The organism is Pseudomonadota bacterium (assembly GCA_018823135.1).
Classification (GTDB): domain Bacteria; phylum Desulfobacterota; class Desulfobulbia; order Desulfobulbales; family CALZHT01; genus JAHJJF01.
In genome coordinates this window covers 37,985-55,609 of the sequence record JAHJJF010000086.1, presented here as the reverse complement: position 1 = coordinate 55,609, position 17,625 = coordinate 37,985, and the positions used below count along the sequence as shown (strand labels likewise).

Annotated in this window: 13 protein-coding genes; 11 read left to right on the top strand and 2 right to left on the bottom strand. The window is 48.0% G+C overall.

The window, feature by feature from the left end:
• On the bottom strand, positions 1 to 1,380 hold the full coding sequence (locus KKE17_09155; GenBank protein ID MBU1710156.1) for a sigma 54-interacting transcriptional regulator: 1,380 nt from the start codon (positions 1,378 to 1,380) through the stop codon (positions 1 to 3).
• A 367-nt stretch (positions 1,381 to 1,747) separates the two neighbouring features.
• On the opposite strand from KKE17_09155, the gene KKE17_09150 reads away from it, so the two are divergent.
• The 11 genes from KKE17_09150 (at position 1,748) to KKE17_09100 (ending at position 16,394) form a co-directional block, all read left to right on the top strand.
• Positions 1,748 to 2,059 (top strand): hypothetical protein, encoded by a 312-nt coding sequence (locus KKE17_09150; protein ID MBU1710155.1) that lies wholly within the window; start codon positions 1,748 to 1,750, stop codon positions 2,057 to 2,059.
• A 49-nt stretch (positions 2,060 to 2,108) separates the two neighbouring features.
• Positions 2,109 to 2,513 (top strand): hypothetical protein, encoded by a 405-nt coding sequence (locus KKE17_09145; protein MBU1710154.1) that lies wholly within the window; start codon positions 2,109 to 2,111, stop codon positions 2,511 to 2,513.
• Between the two features lie 163 nt (positions 2,514 to 2,676).
• Positions 2,677 to 3,120, top strand: coding sequence for a response regulator (locus tag KKE17_09140; GenBank protein MBU1710153.1), 444 nt, complete (start codon positions 2,677 to 2,679; stop codon positions 3,118 to 3,120).
• A gap of 13 nt (positions 3,121 to 3,133) precedes the next feature.
• Complete coding sequence (locus KKE17_09135; GenBank protein MBU1710152.1) at positions 3,134 to 4,906, top strand: GHKL domain-containing protein; 1,773 nt, start codon at positions 3,134 to 3,136, stop codon at positions 4,904 to 4,906.
• On the top strand, positions 4,903 to 5,316 hold the full coding sequence (locus KKE17_09130) for a response regulator (protein ID MBU1710151.1): 414 nt from the start codon (positions 4,903 to 4,905) through the stop codon (positions 5,314 to 5,316). Before KKE17_09135 ends, KKE17_09130 begins: the two co-directional genes overlap by 4 nt.
• A gap of 87 nt (positions 5,317 to 5,403) precedes the next feature.
• Positions 5,404 to 6,693 (top strand): sulfite exporter TauE/SafE family protein, encoded by a 1,290-nt coding sequence (locus tag KKE17_09125; GenBank protein MBU1710150.1) that lies wholly within the window; start codon positions 5,404 to 5,406, stop codon positions 6,691 to 6,693.
• Positions 6,690 to 7,376 carry a hypothetical protein gene (locus tag KKE17_09120; protein MBU1710149.1) on the top strand — a complete coding sequence of 229 codons (687 nt, stop codon included), beginning with the start codon at positions 6,690 to 6,692 and terminating at the stop codon, positions 7,374 to 7,376. Before KKE17_09125 ends, KKE17_09120 begins: the two co-directional genes overlap by 4 nt.
• Before the next feature lie 224 nt (positions 7,377 to 7,600).
• On the top strand, positions 7,601 to 10,186 hold the full coding sequence (locus KKE17_09115) for a pyruvate, water dikinase (protein ID MBU1710148.1): 2,586 nt from the start codon (positions 7,601 to 7,603) through the stop codon (positions 10,184 to 10,186).
• Positions 10,170 to 10,583 carry a response regulator gene (locus tag KKE17_09110; GenBank protein ID MBU1710147.1) on the top strand — a complete coding sequence of 138 codons (414 nt, stop codon included), beginning with the start codon at positions 10,170 to 10,172 and terminating at the stop codon, positions 10,581 to 10,583. The genes KKE17_09115 and KKE17_09110 overlap by 17 nt, the downstream gene beginning before the upstream one ends.
• A 537-nt stretch (positions 10,584 to 11,120) precedes the next feature.
• A complete protein-coding gene (locus KKE17_09105; protein ID MBU1710146.1) occupies positions 11,121 to 13,856 on the top strand; it encodes a VWA domain-containing protein in 2,736 nt (911 codons plus the stop codon).
• Between the two features lie 204 nt (positions 13,857 to 14,060).
• Positions 14,061 to 16,394 carry a peptidoglycan-binding protein gene (locus KKE17_09100; GenBank protein ID MBU1710145.1) on the top strand — a complete coding sequence of 778 codons (2,334 nt, stop codon included), beginning with the start codon at positions 14,061 to 14,063 and terminating at the stop codon, positions 16,392 to 16,394.
• 364 nt (positions 16,395 to 16,758) lie between these two features.
• Here the strand turns inward: KKE17_09100 and KKE17_09095 are convergent, their stop codons facing one another.
• Positions 16,759 to 17,574: a methyltransferase domain-containing protein gene (locus KKE17_09095; protein ID MBU1710144.1), complete on the bottom strand. Its 816-nt coding sequence runs from the start codon at positions 17,572 to 17,574 to the stop codon at positions 16,759 to 16,761.
• Positions 17,575 to 17,625: the final 51 nt, after the last annotated feature.

Genomic DNA, 17,625 nt, shown 5'->3' with positions numbered 1-17,625 from the left:
TCATTCAAGACCGTAGAGCTTCATCTTCCGCCAGAGCTTGCTTCGGCCCCATCCTAATTGTTTGGCAGTCTGGGTACGGTTGCCATCGGTGTTTACCAGGCTGTCGAAAATCTTTTTCTTTTCAAAATGAGACCAGTTAGAGATTGTTGCAGCGCGTTCATTGCCCTGGCCGGTAGTTTTCGTGCTGTCCGCCGGTTCGGGAATATCCGCTATGGCTGTATGCAGATATGCGGGCAGGTGTGAAAACTTGATCAGTTCACCCTGGCATATATTTGCGGCGTATTCCGCAATGTTACTCAACTCTCTGACATTGCCGGGAAAGTGGTAATCCAGAAGACATGTTTCTGCGTCCTGATTGAACCCCCTGATATTCTTCTCCAGGGTTTGTGAAAATTTATGGAGAAAATGTTCCAGCAGCAGCTTGATATCGTCGCCTCGCTCGCGGAGCGGCGGCAGGTGGGTGCGCAGAACGTTGAGACGATAGTAAAGATCTTCCCGGAATTTACCCTGCTGAACCAGTCGACGGAGGTCGTGGTGAGTGGCGGTAATCAGGCGAACATCGACCTTTACTTTTTTTGAGCTGCCCAATGGATAAAATTCCTTATCGTCAAGCACCGTGAGGAGCTTGGTCTGGAGGGCTACCGGCAGATCGCCAATCTCTGTCAGGAAAATGGTGCCTCCCTGAGAAAGCCTGAACATGCCTGGCTTGTCGGCGTGCGCCCCGGTAAAAGCGCCGCGAACGTAACCGAACAGTTCCGATTCAAGCAGGGCCTCCGGGAGGGCGCCGCAATTGACCTTGATGAAGGGTGCTTTTGATCGACTGGAGAGCTGATGGATAGTCTCTGCAAGGAAGTCTTTTCCGGTGCCGGTCTCGCCGGTTATCAATAATGTGGTGTCGGTGTGTGTGAGGATTGGCAGCAGTTCAAAAATTTCCTGCATTTTCGGACTGTGGCCGATGATTCCCATTTTTTTTCCGTCATCATGGATATTTTGTTGAATGGCACGCTGGGATGACAAATCTTCAAGCAGTAGCAGAAAGCACTTCACCTCATGGGTTTCACCGAAGAGCGGTGAAAGGGTCAGGCGCACCGGCACTCTTTTCCGGTTCGCATTGATAGTATCCCCTTCCATTATGATCTGTTCTTCGCGGGAAGCTGTCTGCAGAAAAAATTTGCTGTGAATGGCAAGGTTGGTGCGAATTACCTGGTCAACCGATGTGCCACAGACCTTTTCTGTCGCATAGCCTGTGCATGCCTCCAGATAGTGATTCATCTTGGCTATAGTGCCATCTTGGCCAAGCACAGCCACTCCGTGCGGCAAGGAATTGATGACCTCAAGAAGGCTGATATGCTCATCAAGGGGGGGATTCTGTTTTTTCATGTGCAGAACCATGGTTGGTGGATGCCGACTATCCGGCTGTTTTTGTTTTATTAGACAGATTGTGTATCGATATGTCTTGAGTTGTTTTGTACTTTTTTGCACCTTGAATGTCAATAAGTTTCTTTGTTATTGGTGGTTTGCGTGGAATTAGAGCCTTGTTTTCGGTGCTGCGAGATATCATTAAACTGTATCGTTGTGTGTCGATTTGTTCTCTGTCTCGTTTATTTTGAGTCGGGTGACGGGGTGTTGTTTCGGGTAACTGTTTGAATTTGCAGCTATTTTCGATCATGGCACGAACATTGCTTTTTATTAAGTCAAGCGCAAAACGTTGTATGACGATCAATTATTTTGCAAGGGAGGTTACGCCATGAACAAGAAGATGAATACGGATCAGACCCATCAGAGTTGGATGAATGCCATCACCTTTGCTGAAGCAGGGGAATGGGATACCGCAAGGGCCATGATTCCTGTGGTTCGGGGTATAAGTCGAAAAATTCCGCACTTCTTCAAAGTGTTTATGGCAGTTGCCTTTGCAGAGGAAGGACTGCATGCCGAAGCCGTTCGGCTGATGGAAGATGAACATCATGAAAATCAATACATCATGGATTTTATTAAGACATTAGGCCTGGAGGGCATTCGCATGTCCTATGGGGCCTTAGCATGGGAACCAGGGGAATGAAAGAGCTCCGCAGGGTATTCCCTCGGAAAGGCGGATCGGAGTCCACTTCATGAGCACGGTGTATATCAAAACCTTGGATGCGGAATTTGCACAGATGCTCTGCAGAACCATTGAAGCCTGGAAAATTTATGCAATATGGCATGAAGAGGCCCAAGATAGCTGGGAAGATCCCAATTATCTCTTGTTGGACAATATTGATGTCGTCCTCCTTGATATCCGGTGCACCCCGGAAAAGGCAGTGAGATTTCTGCACCGGTTGCGGCAGAAATCAAAATATGTGGAGGTCATTCTGCTGAACACCAGCGACCGGGTTAATGCATCCATGGATGGTATGCAGGCCGGTGCTTCTGACGAACTCACCGTCCCGTTCGACACCGACACATTAAAAAAAAAATTCTGGAAGCCTGTAGTCGGAGAAAAAAATCGGTCAAAAGGCGGCGAGGAATGTCGCTAGGTGAAAAAATCAGACAGACAATGGCTGCTGCAACCTTTGCTCAAGCCGGGGAATTTGAAAGCGCCCTGGATTTCTTGGATGAAGATGAAACAACAGACCATGAATAACCATCGATCGTATGATTTAACCATAAGTTGCAAAAACATTATAGAGGAGAGGCTTTATGGAGGACATTAAAATATTACTGGTTGATGACGAGGAAGATTTTATCGTTTCCATTTCTGAGCTACTGGACTTGAGAGACCTTAAAAGTAAAACGGCCTTGAACGGCAAGGATGCCTTGCGATATGTGGGGCAGAATCTTCCTGACATCATCGTTCTTGACCTAAAGATGCCGGGGTTGGACGGAATGGAAGTTCTGCGCAGGGTGAAAGAGCACTACCCGAGGATTCAGGTCATAATTCTTACCGGCCACGGCAATGATCTTGAAGAGGGCGAGGCGCGACGCCTGGGGGCTTTTGATTACCTGAAAAAGCCTGTTGATATCGAGATGCTGGTGGACAGAATCAGATCAGCGCACAGAGAAATGAATAAAAACAATACGATGGCCGCGGTTGCCTTTGCCGAGGCAGGTGAATTTGAGACGGCACGGAAAATAGCAAGATGAAAAGAGTTAGTCGGTGGCATCAGGTGATGGTAATCGGCAGGGCGGCACGCAGGGAGCCCTGCCTGCCGTGAAAATGTATTTCGCCACCATCCCCGGGGAAGTAATGAAGCAGAAACCGCGGGCGGATTACTATTCCGGCCAGAAAAGGATTTTTAGCCTGGTGATTATCCTGCTTGCCATTCTACCGCTGATTTTTATCAACTGGAACTCCTCAAAACTTTTTCAAGATTCCTGGTTGACCAAGACAGAAAACGAACTCTCAAGTTTTTCAGAAAGCAGAAAAGAGCTGATCGATCTCTTCCTTGCCAATCAGGAAGATCTGCTTGGCGGACTTTTGCAACTCTTTATGCAGGAAGAGCTCAGCCGGGTAGACAGGCTGGAGAAGGTTTTTTTTGCGGTTAACCGAAACAATGTGATGACTGATCTTGGTGTTATTGACGGGGCTGGGCGCCATCTAGCCTATGTTGGGCCTTTTACGGAAAGGCTGGTGGGAAAAAATTATGCGGATTCCCCTTGGTTTGTCGAGGTCATGAAACAAGGCAGATATGTGAGTGATGTATTCACCGGTTACCGCGGTGTACCCCATCTTGTTGTTGCAGTCGCATCACAAGACAGATCATGGCTGTTAAGGGCAACGATCAATTCTGAAATGTTTAATGCCCTGGTTGCCAGTGCCAATGTCGGACCAAATGGTGACGCCTTTATAATTAGCCGTCAAGGCGAGATGCAGACAACGAGCCGTCTCGGGCAGACGATTTTTGATCCGGGTCACGTCCGCATGCTGCACGAAATCGCCAGTAGAGGTGTTAAGGTAACCTCCTATAATAATTATCTTTATGCTGTGGCGCCATTAAACAGGGGTAACTGGCTGCTGGTCCTGAAAACTGATATCCCTTCTTCACTCAAAGATTTTTATCAGGCCAGAAAAATCGGGCTCACCGTTATCGTGGGAACCGCGCTCCTGATCCTTATTGTCGCCAGGTTAGTGATAAACCCCCTGGTAAATAAAATTGAACGCGCGGAAGAACAGAGGATGAACCTGACGGATAAGGTCAGAGAGGTTGAAAAGATGGCCCTGATCGGTCGTCTGGCCGCCAGTGTCGCTCATGAGATAAATAATCCGCTGCAAGTCATTAGTGCACAGGCTGGGTGGATAAACGAGCTGCTGGAGCAGGAAACGGAAGGTCAAGCTTACGATCATCAGGAAGCTCTTCGAGCTATTGAAAAAATTCGAACTCAGGTCAGGCGTGCAGGGGGCATTACGAAACGCCTGCTTGGGTTTGCCGGTTCAGATGATGGGGAATGGTTTGAAACGGATATTAACAAGATCGTCGAAGAAACGATAAATCTTCTGGAAAAAGAGGCGTGCAGCAACCGGATTATTATCAAGCGAGAATATGCGGAGGGTCTGCCGGTGGTAAGAACTGAGGCAACACAGTTGCAGCAGGTGTTTCTCAACATTCTAAATAACGCTATTGATGCCATCGGCAGCGAAGGAGTCATTACCGTAAGTACTTTGCAGGTGGATGGCAGGATTCATGTGCAGTTTGCTGATACGGGTCCAGGGATACCCGAACACGATACAGATAAAATTTTTCAGCCATTTTACACCACAAAGGAGAAAGGCAAGGGGACCGGACTCGGGTTATTAATTTCACGCAATATCATGCAGAAGATGAATGGTGATCTTGAAGTGGTTAACCGGGAGCAGGGAGGGTGTCTCTTCACGGTTTCTTTGAGTTTGAATAATAAGGTCGAAGTTCAGACCCATGAGGAAAAATTATGAGGAATAAACGAATTCTGCTCGTGGACGATGAAAGGGATTTTGTTGACTGTCTGGCCAAAAGGCTGCTGATGCGCGGTGTCAACTGCGAATCAGCATACAATGGCGCCGATGCAATCAAGAAAATTTCCACAGGCCACTTTGATGCGGTGGTGCTGGATATGCTGCTGCCGGATACCAATGGCGTCCATGTATTGCGGACTATACGGTGTGTCAGTCCTGAAACCATTGTAGTCATGCTGACCGGACATGCCTCAGCCAGTGATGGTAAGGAAAGCATGCTTCAGGGTGCAGTGGAATACCTCATAAAGCCGGTGGAGCTTGAGACCTTGCTGGAAAAGCTCTGTCTCCTGCTCAAGTGTGAGCCTTACGGCAAGATCCTCCTGCAGCAGAATTGCAACGATACAGTTTAACACCGGACAAAAACGAGCATTGTCCCGGAAAATAAAAAAAAGCGACATGAAAAATAAACTTGAACACTTGAGGGAGGAAAACAAAAGATGAAGATGGGAAAACAGTTATATGAGATGATGATGTCTGGGGCGCAGGCCTATGCTGCCTGGGACCTGGACACGTCCCGGCGGATATTGCAGAGTCGCCGACGTCTGATGATTTTAGGGCTGCTGCTGATCCCGATTGTTTTGGGTGGCATCGCATTTGCGGAAGAAATCGCCATCGCCCTGCCGGATGTTCTGGGCGGTAAAAAGGCCTATAGCCCGGCATTTTACACGAATACCATCTTCTTTGCTTCCATCGGTGTCGGCCTTTGTGCAGGGCTCATCACCGGCTGTATCGGAGCGGGCGGTGGTTTTATAATTGCCCCGGCCCTGATGAGCGCAGGCGTAAAAGGAATTCTGGCGGTGGGCACCGACCTGTTTCATATTTTTGCCAAGGCGATTATGGGCAGTGTCCTGCATCGTAAACTCGGCAACATCTCTGTATCGCTGGCAGGGACCTTTCTGATCGGCTCCATCGGCGGGGCCACTCTGGGCGGCTATATCAATCGCACTCTCTATGAATTGAACCCTGTTTTAAGCGATGCCTTTATTACCACAGTCTATGTGATCATGCTGGGTTTTCTGGGGTTTTATTCCCTGGCTGATTGCCTGTCGGCAAGAAAGTCTGCCGCAAAGGCTGCAAAAACCGGCGATGTTGATGCAGGCGGTGAATCAATGACCGGCCTGGCCCAGAAAATTCAGTCCGTCAACATTCCGCCCATGCTGCATTTCGACCAGGGCGTGGTGCCGGGCGGCCGCAAGATCTCGGCAATTTTTCTGGTGATCAGCGGTGCCATTGTAGGCCTCGCCGCAGCCATCATGGGTGTCGGCGGCGGCTTTCTCACCTTCCCGATTTTCGTGTACGGCCTTGGTGTTTCCTCGGCAACCACGGTTGGCACCGACATCTTCCAGATTATCTTTACCGCCGGGTATGCAGGTCTTGGTCAGTACGCCATCTATGGGTTCATCTTTTATACCCTGGCCATCGGCATGCTGCTTGGCTCACTGCTCGGAATTCAGATCGGTTCGCTGGTGACCAAGGTTGTTCCCGGCACCACTATCCGGGGTTTTTACGCCACGGCGGTACTTGCCGGGTTTGTCAATCGGGTCTTCGCCCTGCCCGCCAAGCTTGGCAAAATGGATGTCATTACCATATCCGACAATACCGGAAAAATTCTGGAACAGATTGGCGTCTATCTCTTTTTCGTGGTCATCTCAATTTTTGCGATCTGGGTAATTGGTACTTTTCTGATGAATATAAAAACACTGAAGGGTGAGGGGGTGCACGCATGATTGCCAACAAGAAAGAATTCGGCGGCGGCCTGCTGCTGTTTATCGGTTTCTGGATAGTATTCGCCATCGGCATGTCGCCACTCTTTGCCGGTCAGAACATCCTGAATTATATGGACAATCTGTATAATACCATTTCAAAGAAATCAGCTTATTACATTCCGGGCGTGGTGAAAGAGGCGCAACAGTACAAGGGCCAGCAGGTCACCTTGAACATAAAAGCCGGCAGCCCCGAGCAGGCCAAACGGTATGCCAAGCTTTTTAAGGCAGGCGATGCTCGGGTTGCGGTTGATGACGTAAATGTCAAAGTGGAAGGTGGTCTTGGCCTGATGCTTGAAAATATTCTCAATGATGCCGATATGGCGTTTGCTAATGACGGGCAGGCATTTGCCGCAAAATACGGTTTAGAAGCAAAGCAGGTTATGTATGACTGGTGGTATGCCCTCAAGGCTGCGGAAAAGGACTTCAATAAACAGAAGATGTTCAAAGAAGCCAAGATTATTAACAAGTCGCAGACCAGGGGAGTGGAGCCGGCCTATAATTACTACGGCATTCCGGCCGAGAGCATTAAGGATAAAGCGGCAATTGTGGTTGTTTCCCTGGTGGGGTATGTCATTTATACATTATGGTTCGGTTTTTCCATTCTTTTCATGTTCGAGGGCTGGGGATTGAAGTTGGAACATTGATGCCTGGTTGAAAGCGGTTTTGCAGTTATAGAAGACTGCTCTCCCTTGCCGCGTCTCATTCAGCCAAGTTTCAATTAAGCGCCACAGGGCTCAGATACTCCTCTTCCACCTTGTGGCGCTTTTTTTGTCTGAAAACATGCAATTTTTTTCAGGAGGGATTAAAAGTCATCAAATGATGTGTCTGATACTCCATATTCGCACCGAATGAGAACAGTACCAAAGCCATGCATAGCTTTGTAAAATATATCATACAGCTCTTTCGCGGAGGACCGGGATTAGATCCTGTCGATCTCCAGGCGACCTTTCAACAACATTTCAAGGTATTTCGATCCCTGCTTACCGCCAATAATAATGCCCTGAAATTAATGGCTGAGATGGAGCAGACCCTTAATTCCGGACGCTCTTTCGGCATGGCTTTTGTCCGCGGGAATTGTACCGCTCTAACGGCAAATGTCTATAAAATGGTCATAAATCTCGTGGAACTTGCTGACGGAAGATATGAGAGTATTATTCCACGTTTCAAGGAAATATCATTACGAATCGAAAACACCATTGCCAGCAGGCCCATATTTTCCGATCTGATTCAGCCCTTTGTTCTCCCCCTGTCGGAGATTGACCGGCATTCCGTTGATGCCGTCGGCGAAAAGATGGCAAATCTCGGTGAAATCCGCAAGCATCTCGGGTTGAACACACCAGACGGCTTTGTGATTACCGCTGAAGCAGCCCGGCATTTCATCACAACGAATAATCTTCAGGATGAAATCAACCGTCGTCTCAAGCAGTTGAACGAGGACGATCTTGAAGATCTTTTCACGGTCAGTGCCGCTGTTCAGAATCTTATTGTCAATTCCAGGATGCCTGAAGATCTCGATAGTCAGATTAATCAAGCCTATTATCAGCTTGCGGTGCGGCAAGGCCGGGAAATTCTTGTCTCCATGCGATCAAGCGCCTCAGGCGAGGACCTTGTCAACACTTCCTTTGCCGGCCAATACAGGACGCAACTCGACGTGCATCCCGACTTCCTGGGCCATACCTACAAGGAGATACTCGCCGGCAAGTATAAAAGTCAGGCCCTTGTCTATCGTCTGCGGCGGGGGTACAGGCATCAGGATATCGTAATGTGCGTCGGATGCCTGATGATGATCGATGCAACAGTCAGCGGCGTTTCCTATTCAAATGCCGGCAGCAATCTGATGCATATCTATGCTGTTGCCGGGACTGCGGCAAACGTTGTGGAAGGTGAAGCGCCGTGCGATGTTTATCATTTGAATCGCCAGCAACCATTTCCAATTGTATTCAAAAGCCCTGGAGTAACGAATACGCCGGATAACCGGCAGACAGAGGGCGTCTTTCTTTTGTCAGATGAACAAATTCAGGAACTGGCACAAGCCACGCTGCTGCTTGAAAAACATTTTGGTGGCCCTCAGGATATTGAGTGGTCTTTTGATTCCGAAGGGAAACTGGTCATTCTGCAGAGCCGCCCTCTCGATTCCGAAACTTTTCAGGCTACCGCCCTTGCTTCTGCCGGAGATGACCAGAATACAGATGCCGCCATCTGTCCAGGTGGAATAGCGGTCAGCCGGGGAATTGCTTCAGGGCCGGTTTTTAAGGTGGAGTCTCAGGTCGATCTGCTGCAGTTTCCCAGAGGAGCCGTGCTCCTTGTGCGTTATCCCCATTCCGACTGGGCGGTCTTGGTGAGTCATGCGGTGGCCATAATCAGTGCTGCCGGGGAGGCGGCCGCCCATCTGGCAACGGTTGCCCGTGAATTTGGAGTCCCGGCTATTTTTGGAGTGGAAGATGCTTTTTCCACATATAATGATGGTGAAATCCTTACGGTAGATGCTATTGAAAATGTTATCTGCCGGGGAAAGGATGCTGAGCGTATCGCCCGGAGTCAGCCGGCAGTCAAACTCATGGTTGGCAGCCCGGTTTACAAGATTTTACAAAGAGTTTTGCAGGAGATTTCCCCACTGAATCTGACTGATCCCAAAGCGGTTCAATTCGCCCCGTCATACTGCCGGACGCTTCATGACATAACTCGTTTCTGTCATGAAAAAGCGGTACAGGAAATATTTCAATTCGGGATGAAATATCGATTTGACAAGCGTTCGGCAAAACAACTGGTTGTCAAGACGCCCTTCCAGTGGTGGGTGATCAACCTTGACGATGGTTTCAGTGAAAATGTCCAACCAGAAAGTAAATACGTAAGTCTTGATGATATTCAATCCGAACCCATGCATGCTGTCTGGCGCGGCATGGTGGCTGTCCCGTGGGAAGGCCCCCCGCCTGTTAACCTGAGGGGCTTCGGGTCAATTATTTTGCAGTCAACCATGGACCCGCGTCTGGAGCCGGCTGTAGGTGCCAGCATGGGCGGCAGGAATTATTTTCTTGTTTCAAGGAATTTCTGCAATTTGAGTGTCCGGCTTGGCTATCATTTTGCGCTTGTCGAGGCAAATCTTGGGGAATTTCTTACTGAGAATTATATCAGTTTCCAGTTCAAAGGGGGGGCAGCCGATGAAAGACGCCGACTGGTGCGAGTTACTCTTCTGGCTGAGATTCTCCGATTGTATGGTTTCCGGGTCGACTTGATAAGAGACGCACTTACGGCCCGCCTTGAAAAATATCCGGCGGCATATCTCAAAGACCGACTGGCATTACTCGGGTATCTGCTCATTCATACACGCCAGATCGATATGGTCCTGGGTGAGGAGGCCATCTTGGATCGTTACAAGCGGAAGATAATGGCAGACCTCGCAAACATTATGGATAAAGCGCATGATGAGGAGAAAGGCAATGAGAAAGATAATTAACATCCTGCTGGTTGATGATGAGGCAGATTTTCTGGAGGCCACCCGGAAAAGTCTTCTCAGGCGGGGTTATCTGGTTAAATGCGCCGGCAATTGTCTTAATGCTTCCCGGTTTCTCGATATTGGCGGGGTGGATGTGGTTGTCTTGGATGTCATGTTGCCGGACAGAGATGGCCTGCTATTCCTCAAGGAGATAAAGCAGAAATGGCCAGAAATCCCGGTGATTATACTGTCCGGCCACGCGTCCATGCAGTCAGGTATCCGAGGCATAGAGTTCGGGGCATATGATTATTGTTTAAAACCCATTGAGGTGGATGAACTGGTAGAAAGGATAGAAATCTGCTGTCGGATGTCCCCACCACCAGCAGAGGGATTATCTCGTCCAGCAAATAATCTGTAATGATGTAATAATAAAGCGCTTCATTTAGATAATCTTAAAATATCTCCTCAATGAACAGTTGGCATCCTGGATGCAATGAATGGAATAAAGATACGCTCGATTGAATATTGCTATTCTTTCTCTGGGCCCTGGCAATGTCCGGGGCTTTTTTGTTTGCTGATTCAACGGAAGTGTAGGATAGGCGCATATACGAGTCAGGTTGTTGCATACGTTGAATCCAATAAAATAATTAACCCAAATTAGCTCAATTTTTTCATCTCTAATTTGTCCAATATCATTATTTTCTCAATTAATTATATTCTTATATCCTAACACGCTTTATATCCAAAAAAATGTTGACTTTATATTTCTTTGAGTATTAAGGTCAAGTGTCAATCATTGGTTATGATGAATGATGTCAATGCTTCAATGCCAGTAATAATCTCAACTATCTCATTAAGTTAATAATTTTTTGACAGTGAAAGAATTTTTACTCGAAGTCCAGCCTTGCAGACTTTTTGATACCTTTTGGTGAAAACGATTAGGAGGTGACATGAAATGAAAACTTTTTATTTCAGAAGTGTCTTATTGAGTACTGTTGTCCTTTTTCTGGCAGCAGGATTGGCGCTGTTCCCAAAGCCCGCTTCGGCGGCGGTTGTCGCAAACGATGGCGGAATAACCCTCTGGATTTCGTATGATAATCTTGACGTGGCAGGCGCGAGTCTCGACGACACGATTACTGAAGCTGACGTACTTCCGGGGGGGTTCTCCTGCGATGTGACTAATGCGGGGCGCAGCAGTCTCGGTGCTCCCGACAGTCCGCCTTCATGCCCGGGAGGCACAGGGTCATGCACCGGACGTGAAAAAATCGAAGGCGACATCGAGAAACTTGCCGACTACATTTATGCGGCAACCGAAGGCGGGCATTATCTGCGACGCGTTTATGTTTCGGATCAGGGCCGCGCCTGGACCAGCGCCGATATCAAATGGAATACCGGTGTGGGCGGCTCGTCAGCTCCAACAGCAGGATGGGTAAACTCAGATTCCCAGATGTCGTTGAACTCGGGATACCGGACCTGCATTCACGATATTGTCCACCATGAACTGGGACATTATTTTTACCGGTTACCTGACCGTTATGCCAAGTCCGGCGGGTATTACCAGGGAACTATCGACGGCAGTGCTCCATTTCAGGTTGACGTTACAACCGGTGACCCAAACACCGTTATGTCCAGTAACTTCCCGCATTTATATGTCGATACAACAAACGCCCGGATTGTCGTGGATTATGATCAGCCTGGTCCCGGTTCGACTACCGGAGAAGTATTAACCCCGGGATTATTGAGCGATGCCGATGCGGACAACGACGGACCTGACCGCGCCCACCACTATTTTACCAATCCCTTTGCCCAGGATGAATGGAGTCTGATGCCTTCCGAACATGCCGATCTTTCCGGGGTTCATACGGAAGGCATTTTTGCAGATCCGGGCGTCCGCCATGCCGTTGATATTGTTTTTATCGGCGATGATGAGCCGCATCCCGGCACCGTGCTGCTGCTTGACAGATCCGGTTCCATGGGTGTCACAACTGACGGCATAACCGCGGCGCAATTTGTCCAGGAAGCCGGCATGTTTCTGTATCACAGCTCGGAGCCGGCGGATATTGTCGGCACCTATCTCTACAACGCCAGTGTTGAGGAACTGTTCCCCTATGCGGTTTATGACGAGACAAATGACTTAGCTTTCGTAAGCTTCAGAAATGCTTCCGGGTTGACAAATATCGCCCTGGTGCTTGAAACCGCGATTGACCAGCTTATTGCAACGCATGGAGAGGCAGGCGTAAGCGGCGCGGAAATCTATCTGATGTCCGACGGACGCCAGACCACCGGCGCAAGCCTCTGGGATCAGGTGACCCGGGCAAATGAACGTGGCATTAAAATTCATACCTTCTCTTTCGGCAACGCCGATGCCACGACAATGGACTCCATCGCCTCAGGGACATCAGGGACCACAACAGCTGTTTCCGAACGCGACGACGCGGCTGAACTGAAAATGATTATGACCAGGAAATTCTCCACCGGTCGCGGTAAGACGCCGATTTTTACCTATAAGGGAAAAATGGAGAAAAAGGTAACTCTTGGCAAGACACAGATTTGGGGGGGGCAGTTTGATGTGCCGCCTAAAACGCGTGAGCTGCAATTTTACGCATTTCTGCATGTCGGCGATGCATCAAAATCACTGACAATCCATCTCGAAGACCCGGGCGGCACAAGCTTTACATCAGCATCTCCCAATAACGTCGCCCAAAAGGGGCGTTTCAACGGTGTCGATGTCAGCGCTCCCAAGCCGGGTACCTGGAAGTATTATATCGCGGGTATTGACGGTTCAGGGCTCCCCAATGAAAAAATTGAAATCGCCGCGTATGCCGATAACCGCGAACTCAAAGGACGGGTCTGGTTTGAGGATTTCACCGAGGAAAATAGATTGCCGGTGCGGGCGGAGCTTTCCTTCAGATATCCTCTTACCGATCTTGTCGTTGACGTCAGTCTGTATATGGCAGGCGATCTCATCACGGTGGTCCCCATGAAGGATGACGGTTCTATAGGCGTTGATAATCAGGGAAAAGACGGTATTTATTCTGCTTTGATAGATTTGAGTGACAAGAATCTTCAAAAATTGCTTGGCGACCGGAAACTTCGCACCCAGAAACTTCGCGCCGAAGTCAATTTTAAGGTTACCGAAAGTTCAAGACCGGCTCCTTATGTGAAATATGAACCGGGCACAGATATTGACATGATCAAAAAAGACTATGTCCTCGGCAACAAATCAGCTTTTAAAGCCTGGGCTACCGGAGTTATCAACCTGGCTGACCGCGACAAGGATGATCGCGATAAACCTCGGATTATAATTCCTGATTGGAAAGATATTTTCAAAATCGCGCCCGGCAAATCCGGAAAGTTTGTATTCAAGGTAGTGAATCTCCCGACGTTTGCCAGCCAGTTGCGTGTTTCCCTGGGGCAGGGTGTTGAGGTTACGGTGGAAGAAACAAAACCGGACCAGGGCGGGCAGGGCGACTCCCCCGGCCAATCATACCTCCTGCGCTTCACCGTGGATAAAGAGGCAACTCACGGGACGCGCGATCTGAAAGTGCAATTTGGCGGAACAATAATGGCAATGGCCAATGTCCTGGACATCGGAGATAAGCCTTGCTGCTTTAATCTCAAATACCTCTGGATTATCATTATTGCGCTTATTTGCATCGGCTATTTAGTGCGGAAAGGTAAAACATCCTGAGAACCAAGCCTTGTCAGGAGTTGAGTTTTTTGGTTTGGAAACTTTAATTATTTGCCATTAGCAAGAACGTAATACAATGAGATCATTATGATTATCACGATAAAGGAAAACATGCAGCAAGCCAGAACAAAATAGTTGTAATCCGAGGCCACGAATTTTGAACTGACTTCGTGACCTAACCATTTAAAATAAAAGGAGAGAATTATGGACATTAAAAGTGGCGCAAAAGGCGACTTGGTTCAAAAAATTCAAAAAAGATTGATTGAACTCGATTTTATCCCAGGGTCAATTGATGGAGATTTCGGCAGTAAAACAGAAAAAGCGGTGATTGAGTATCAAAAAAGCGCCAAACTGAAGGCCGATGGCATTGTCGGCCCTGTTACCGCTGAAGCACTTGGGCTTGGCCACATCTTTCATGTTTCTGAATTAGAACGCAGGCAATTTAAAACGCTGCTTTCAAGCAACCCCAACTATTTTGGAAACTATCCTGACAGCGGATATAACTCTGTAACGATACTGTCTAAAAAAACAAAATATGAGGAAATAACCTGTGTCGGTTTTAACCCCGACACAAATATTTTAACAGCGACTGTTCAGATTAAACTGCCTTACGGCTATGGCGGAAACCAGTGTGGCGATGGAACGATGGAGCATGTCCGCTTCTATATCGATTATGGTGGCGGTGCTGGCTGGGAAGACGCAGGCCTTGGGGGAGTGAAGGTGTGGGATCTGCCCAACGCTGCCGATTGCGCCAAAAAACCGAACAAGCCACTCTCGTATGTTGTGTCTATTGAAATTGATCCGAAAAAGAAATATTGCCTTACCCCGGTATTACCAAAGGTACGCGCCATTCTCTCATGGGAGCGAATACCACCTGATAGCAATCCCGACTGGCCACCAACATGGGGCAATGTAATGGAGCGGGATATACAGATAAAACCGAGACCCTGGCTGTCTGTCATACCTATCGATGTCGTTAAGCTCGAATACATTGATATATTAGAGGGTAAGCTTGAGCCGCCTGAGTTAATACCGATTGATATTCCGGGTCCACCGCCTGTTGAGTTTATGGAGGTTGCAAAGCTCTATACATCAAAGGAGTTTATTAAGAAATCTGGAGTAAAGGTGGAGCCCCACCGCTTTGGTCATTCCGCTCTGAAAATGATTTCAGGAACATCACTTCCAGACCCTGGATTAGCTTCCGTGACTCTTGCCGAATGGAATGATCTGAAACTGGACTTTGGAAAAGCAATTAAGTTGTTGGATAATACTACCGCTGATATTTCTTATGAAGAGCTTCATTGCATTGGCCTTGATCCGAACCGCGATTGGCTTGAAGCGACGTTTACAATCAAAAAATCTGCCGGTTACAGCAGCGGTTTGTGCAAACCCGGCAGCATGGAGTACGTGGCGTTCTGGGCAGATTGGGATAACACCTGCAGCTGGACTTATCTGGGCACAGCTGAGGTAAACGTCCACGACTTACCCGACATACCCACCGCCGGACTCAATTACACTGCATTTCTGCCGGTTGATTTGGATAAAATTCGACAGCATTGTTCAGAACCTAAAATCGGCCGTATCCGCGCCGTGCTTTCATGGAATCAATCTCCATCAACAACCGATCCCAACAATCTTCGACATTACGGCAATCGGCTGGACACCCACGTTCAGATCAGACCTGCCGCCCCGAAAGCCCTGATTGAACGTATCGGCGGTGTTTCCGTGGCCCAAATCGATTATATCGGCAATGGAAAGACGAAAGTAGGCGCACAGATGATGCCGGAAGGGTCCTTTGCTGACTATTGGGGCGCTGGATCTAACGCGTGTCCTTTCGGAGGTACTATGTTTATAGTCGGAAAACAGTTTAATGACGGAAAGTACCGTCTTAAAGTGAGGCCAGCAGGTGACTCAAGCTCTGAAATAATCGTGAAAACCAAGTTCTGGATTACCAAAGGCTTAAACCCGCCAACAGTAATAACACCAGACCCTGTGACAGGTTATGTTAACTACTCGGATGTCTTTAATAACCACGATGATATGCTTGGATGGTGGGCATCAGCTAGTAATAATGGCATGTGGGAAATTATGCTTGAACGGGTAAAACCAGATTTAACGGTCGTAAATACACCATGGTATAAGATTTTACTGGATAACATCGAGGCGAAGGCGGAAATCACGCTGGATGGTGGAGCGTGCAAAACATTTGTCAAAGGAGTGGCGGCTGAGATCACAGGAAAATTCGTGGCAACCGATAATCCTCACTTTGCCGGTTTCAGGTTGCGTACGCTTCCGGCAAGTATATCACCTCCTGCACCGCTAACCCCGGGAACAGTATCTTCCTCCTCCGGCAGTTGGACAAAAGGCACCACAGAGGCCTTTAGCCCTGGAAGAGTCTGGAAACTTATAGTGGATGATATGGTACCGTGTGGTTATGTTGTAGAAGTTTACGCCTATGATCAGACTATTCGAAGCAACCACTCGAATGCTCATTCATATGGTAGAGACGATGTTGGTTTCTGTTTACTTGAAAAGTGATCTGACTATTGCGATTATCATCTGATTTTTTAATGCGGTGAACGCAAACAGGTTTTGCGTTCACCGCTATTGTATTTTTGCGAGTGCAATGGTCGAGGCACAAACGAAAGTGATCTTTCATCTAAAAAAACGGGCAACTTATTTAATAACCAATCCTTTCAGGGTGTTAAATAGAGCTGCTCTCTTTCTCGCGCGTACGCCCTGTAACCGTCCGGGGTATTTTCATTTCCAGAAAAAAAGCTTTAAAATATTTTCGAGCTCCGCATTACTGATTTCATTAGCGGTATTGGAAACAGGGTCGGAATATGAGTGAGTGAGATCTGAAATGATTTAATGAATATTTCACAAATTCAAATAATTGCAGTTAGTTGCGTGTACCAATTGTATAAAGAATACTCATCTCAAGCCAGAGGCCGTCATCGGTTGCCAGTTTTTCGATTTTCTCAAGATGTTCTTTCTTGAATCTGTCCTGGTTCTGAGGAGCCACCTGGTTTACCAGACCGCGGAAGCCGCCGTTCCAGACGATGTACCACCAGTCGGACGGGCTTTGGAGATAATAGCCGCTTTCCACCTGGTGGCAGCTGATATTGCTTAAACCCGCCTTGCCGAACAGGTCCATGCACTGTTTCCTGGTTGCCACCCGTTTCCAGGCGATATTCGGAACCTGCACGCCATATCTTTCCAGATCAGCAAAAAAAATATTCACCAGGGGTGAAAAGGAATCGTCATAAAATGTCGTGATGAGGATTTGGCCGCCTTTTTTTATTTTCTGGGCAATATGCTGAAGCTGTTTTTCCATGTCTGTGACAAAGAAGAGACTGAAGGCGCTGACGCCAAGGTCAAAGAAGCTGTCCGGAAAATCAATTGCCTGCATATCCATTTCATGAAAGGTGACATTGCGGATATTCCCTTCCTGCATTTTTTTCAAAGCCTCAGCAAGCATGCCTTCTGATAAATCAATGCCTGTGACATGTCCTTCTGGCAGGTGTTGACAGAGGGAGAGGGCAATGTTGCCGGTGCCGGTTGCCACATCAAGGACATGCTCATCACCTTTGAGATTGAGGTGTGATGGGATCTTCCCGGCGCTCTCAGTAAAAAAACGCATGGCGGAACTGTCATATCCAGTGGCCACGGTATTGAAGGTTTTTTTGTAAAACTCTTTTAATTCCTTCTCATCCATCTTGTCTCACTTTGCAGTTGTCAGGATTAAAAATTGGGGAAACCCGGGTGG